The sequence below is a fragment of the Methylobacterium guangdongense genome (genome assembly GCF_038442355.1).
Taxonomy (GTDB): domain Bacteria; phylum Pseudomonadota; class Alphaproteobacteria; order Rhizobiales; family Beijerinckiaceae; genus Methylobacterium; species Methylobacterium guangdongense.
In genome coordinates this window covers 1-3750 of the sequence record NZ_JBBXMX010000057.1, presented here as the reverse complement: position 1 = coordinate 3750, position 3750 = coordinate 1, and the positions used below count along the sequence as shown (strand labels likewise).

The 3750-nt window shown below is 64.5% G+C and carries 4 protein-coding genes and 2 pseudogenes; 4 read left to right on the top strand and 2 right to left on the bottom strand.

Annotated elements, in window-relative coordinates:
- Positions 1-84: pseudogene (locus AAHG09_RS31650) on the bottom strand (IS5/IS1182 family transposase); the annotation flags it as partial.
- A 66-nt stretch (positions 85-150) separates the two neighbouring features.
- Here AAHG09_RS31650 and AAHG09_RS31645 point away from each other — a divergent pair.
- The 4 genes and pseudogenes from AAHG09_RS31645 (at position 151) to AAHG09_RS31630 (ending at position 3016) form a co-directional block, all read left to right on the top strand.
- A complete protein-coding gene (locus AAHG09_RS31645; RefSeq protein WP_412760123.1) occupies positions 151-474 on the top strand; it encodes a pyocin activator PrtN family protein in 324 nt (107 codons plus the stop codon).
- A gap of 159 nt (positions 475-633) precedes the next feature.
- Positions 634-882, top strand: coding sequence for a hypothetical protein (locus tag AAHG09_RS31640; RefSeq protein WP_342112288.1), 249 nt, complete (start codon positions 634-636; stop codon positions 880-882).
- An 82-nt stretch (positions 883-964) separates the two neighbouring features.
- Positions 965-2047 (top strand): annotated as a pseudogene (locus tag AAHG09_RS31635) (IS630 family transposase).
- Between the two features lie 783 nt (positions 2048-2830).
- A complete protein-coding gene (locus tag AAHG09_RS31630) occupies positions 2831-3016 on the top strand; it encodes a hypothetical protein (protein WP_342112287.1) in 186 nt (61 codons plus the stop codon).
- Positions 3017-3310: 294 nt separating this feature from the next.
- Here AAHG09_RS31630 and AAHG09_RS31625 read toward each other — a convergent pair whose 3' ends face one another.
- On the bottom strand, positions 3311-3739 hold the full coding sequence (locus AAHG09_RS31625) for a Ros/MucR family transcriptional regulator (RefSeq protein WP_342112290.1): 429 nt from the start codon (positions 3737-3739) through the stop codon (positions 3311-3313).
- Between the last annotated feature and the right edge of the window lie 11 nt (positions 3740-3750).

Here is a 3750-nt window from a genome sequence, read left to right as displayed (position 1 = left end):
ACCGCCCTTCGGCTTAGCGCGTTCAGGCGGCAGCAGCGGTGCGATCTCGGCCCACAGGCCTTCGGGGAGGAGCGGTCTTGCCATCTCTACTCAACGCGCCAAACCCGGTTTTGTTAGACGCTCTAAGAGCCATGCGTTGCGGAGGACGCTATGAAGACCCGGATTTCGCGGACTAGATCTGCCGCCGCAACGCCCAGCCTGTCCGGCATGTCCGACACGACGTGGCTCCTGATGGCCCGCTACCGAGGCATGCCGCTGATCCCGATCGAGACGGTATGTGCCGACTACTTCCGCCACCTGACGCCGGAGGCGCTGATCAGAAAGGTATCGGCCGGTGAAATCGCCCTACCCCTCGTGCGGATTGAGGCCAGTGCGAAGTGCGCCAAGGGTGTCGGCTTGATTGATCTTGCGGTCTATCTCAATCAGCGGATGGAGGCCGCTCGTAAGGAATGCCGCCAGCTTTCTGGATCGTAAGTCTGGCCGTGCTGCGCGGGCATGCGCTCAAGATGGCGGGCGGCGGGGGTGACTGTCGAGACGGGACGTTGGGCTGCCTTATGCTGGGATGGGTGGCCGCATGGAGCAAATGCATCAACAGAGCTAAGCTCGGCGGCGACTCAATGGCCGGGTGCCTGCATGCCGCTCTACGATTTCACGCTCGGCCACCTTGGCGGCCAGTCATCATTCCAGCGGCCGAGAGTTGAGGCGCCTGACCTCGATCAAGCCGTTCAGGAAGCAATGGCGTGGGCTAAGAACACCCGCCGACTTGAGAGCGTATCCAGCGACATGTCCAATTGGCCGCTCGTTGTGAAGGCAGGGGATGCCACGGGCGATCACGCGGTTGGGGCGCTGCTATTTGAGATGAAGGACGTGAGGTCCGACTAATACCAATCGACGGTGAGGCTGACTCACGGGGTATCGTTGCGGTTCTGGATCTGATTCGATGAGGTGAACCGGAGGGTTTGCCATGTCATCTGCGGTGCGGCTGCGTGAGGACTTCACGGCCGACGATCTGCGGCGGCACGCCAAGGTCAGCCGGGATGCGGGCCAGTCCCGTCGTCTTCTGGCTCTGGCTGAGATCTACGACGGCGGCAGCCGGACCGATGCGGCGCGGATCGGGGCGGTGGGCCTGCAGACGGTGCGCGACTGGGTGCTGGCCTTCAACGCGGATGGTCCGGCGGGGCTGATCGACCGCAAGGCGCCGGGCCAGAAGCCGAAGCTGGACGCGGCACAGCGCCAAGCCCTGATGCAGATCGTCGAGAGCGGGCCGGACCCGGACCGGCACGGCATGGTGCGTTGGCGGCTGAAGGATCTGGCAGCCTGGGTCTACGCGAGCTTCGGCGTCAGTCTGGACGAGAGCACACTCGGACGGCTGATCAATCGCCTCGGCGTCCGCGAGCTGTCGGTGCGCCCGCGCCACCACGAGCAGGATCCGGCTGCGCTCACCGCATTCAAAAAAACCTCCCCGCCACCGTGATGGCGATCCGCGCGGGGCTACCAGCCGGAACGGCCATCGAGGTCTGGTGGCAAGACGAAGCGCGCGTCGGCCAGAAGAACAGCCTACCGCGACGATGGGCACGCCGTGGGACACGACCCTCGGCACCCAAGGACCAGCGCACGGCCTACGCCTACATCCCTCATCCTGAGCTTGTCGAAGGACGGGGCGATCTGCCCGGAGAAGGGCAAGGGCGCCGGTCTCGTCCTCCCCCGCGGCGACAGCGAGGCGATGACCTTGCATCTGGCCGAGATCAGCCGCTCCGTCGCGCCCCGCGCGCATGCCGTGCTGATGCTCGACGGTGCAGGCTGGCACGGCGCTCACGACGTCATCGTGCCGGCCAACACCACCCTGCTGACGCTGCCGCCCTGCGCGCCTGAACTCGACCCGGTAGAGAACGTCTGGCAGTTCATCCGCGACAACTGGCTCGGCGACCGGATCTTCGCCTCCTACGACGACATCGTCGACCAGTGCTGCCACGCCTGGAACAGGCTCGTCGATCAACCGTGGAAGATCATGTCCCTTGGCCTGCGCACATGGGCCTACAGGTTATGATCACCGCCGATTGGTATAAGTACGGCGGGTGGCGGGGCCGGTGTCGAGATGCATCGCAGCTGGCTTGTCAGCAACCCATTATTAACCAGCCTTGACCACCCCGAGGCAACCTTTACGTGTGATAGTTCGAGACAGCGCGCGACACGGTGAAAGCTCGCAAGAGCTGAGATCTGCCGGCCGTAGGACGATGGATGCTTTACCGCCCCATCGGTTCGCAATGTGGGGTTACCTGGCAGGCCCCACCGCGCTGGGCTTGGCGGGCGGCTTACGGGCCGCCCGTCACAGCCGACGATCCGCTCTCCGCAAGACCAATGGACTGTTGAGGTAGCGCAGCATCGGCTTCGCATCGATCCGGTAGAATGCCGTCAGCCACATGTCACAGCGTGACCCCGATAGTTTCACGACGGCTCTGAAGGTCCGGTTCGTCCGCGCGAACGTGTAGATGGCTCCTATCGACCGAGAGGGCGGTTCTTCGGCGACCAGAGTACCGTGAGCCAGGATCTCCGGCGTCCATGTCAGATCGATATACGTAATCTCGGGATGCCGTTGCCGGATCTTTATGAGTGACTCCCGCGACAGGTAGACGTTGTGCAGCCTCGCGCCGAGGTGTGCCCGGCCTTCCTCTGGCATCTGGCCGACGACGACCGAAGCGTCAGGCGGCGACATGAGTAGGGCGTGGATTTGGTAGGCTTCTGCTGGCACCCCCATGATTGATCAGGGCGCGTAGAGCGAGTCAATTGCGCTTCGGTTGCCCGGCTTTTTGAGCGCCGCTACAGCCCGCGCATGTCCGACAAGCTGAACGCTCTCCTCGAACGCCTGAAGGCGCACCAGCGCACACTCATCCTGGCTATGGCCGAGCACGACGGGCTGCCAGCTGGCAGTGCCCTTCGTCAGGTGGCCGAGCTGGAGAACGTAATCGCCGCCGTCGAGGCCGTGGTAGCGGAGGAGGCGGACCGAAGGCGGCCTTAATGGCTGCGCGAACCGATATCCCAGCAAACTCACGGTAAGCCATGGCAGTGAGCGGCAAGGGACGGTGGCTGACGGCAGCTCTACGGCAAGAAGCACGGTAGCGGGATGGGTATCACACCACACGCACTGAGGATGCGACTGCGCCGGCGAGGCCGCACCGGGTCCGAGGGGCATCAGGCCCGGTGCTGCTCTTCCGGCGCGCGGCCGGAGCCGATCGCTGAGGGGATGGTGGTGCAGGGTCGTTAATAAATCCTGCACGGTACCGTTTTGGGGCCGCCGACATTCGACATCGGATCAAGCCGCCTTGCGACCCTTCTTCGGTGCCTTCTGAGCCATGCCACCGGGTCGTCCCAGGCCGATCGCCTTAGCCAGGGCGGACCGCTGCTTGGCGTAGGCGGGGGCGACCATCGGGTAATCGCCCGGCAGGCCGTAACGGTCCCGGTAGGCCCGCGGGTCCAGCCCATGGCTGGTCAGGTGGCGCTTGAGCGTCTTGTAGGCTTTGCCGTCGATGAAGCTGACGAGCCCGTCGGGGCGGACCGACTTGCGGATCTGATCCGTACTAGGCTTCTCGCTATCGGCTTCTGGCGACGGCGGTAGAGCGCTAGACCCTAGGTCGCGAACCCATAACAGCTGGCACGGCTGAGGTGCGGCGGCGTTAGGCCTCTGAGCAGGAGGGACCTGGATGGCGCGGTATGACCTGACGGATGCGGAGTGGGCGGTGATTGAGCCGCTGT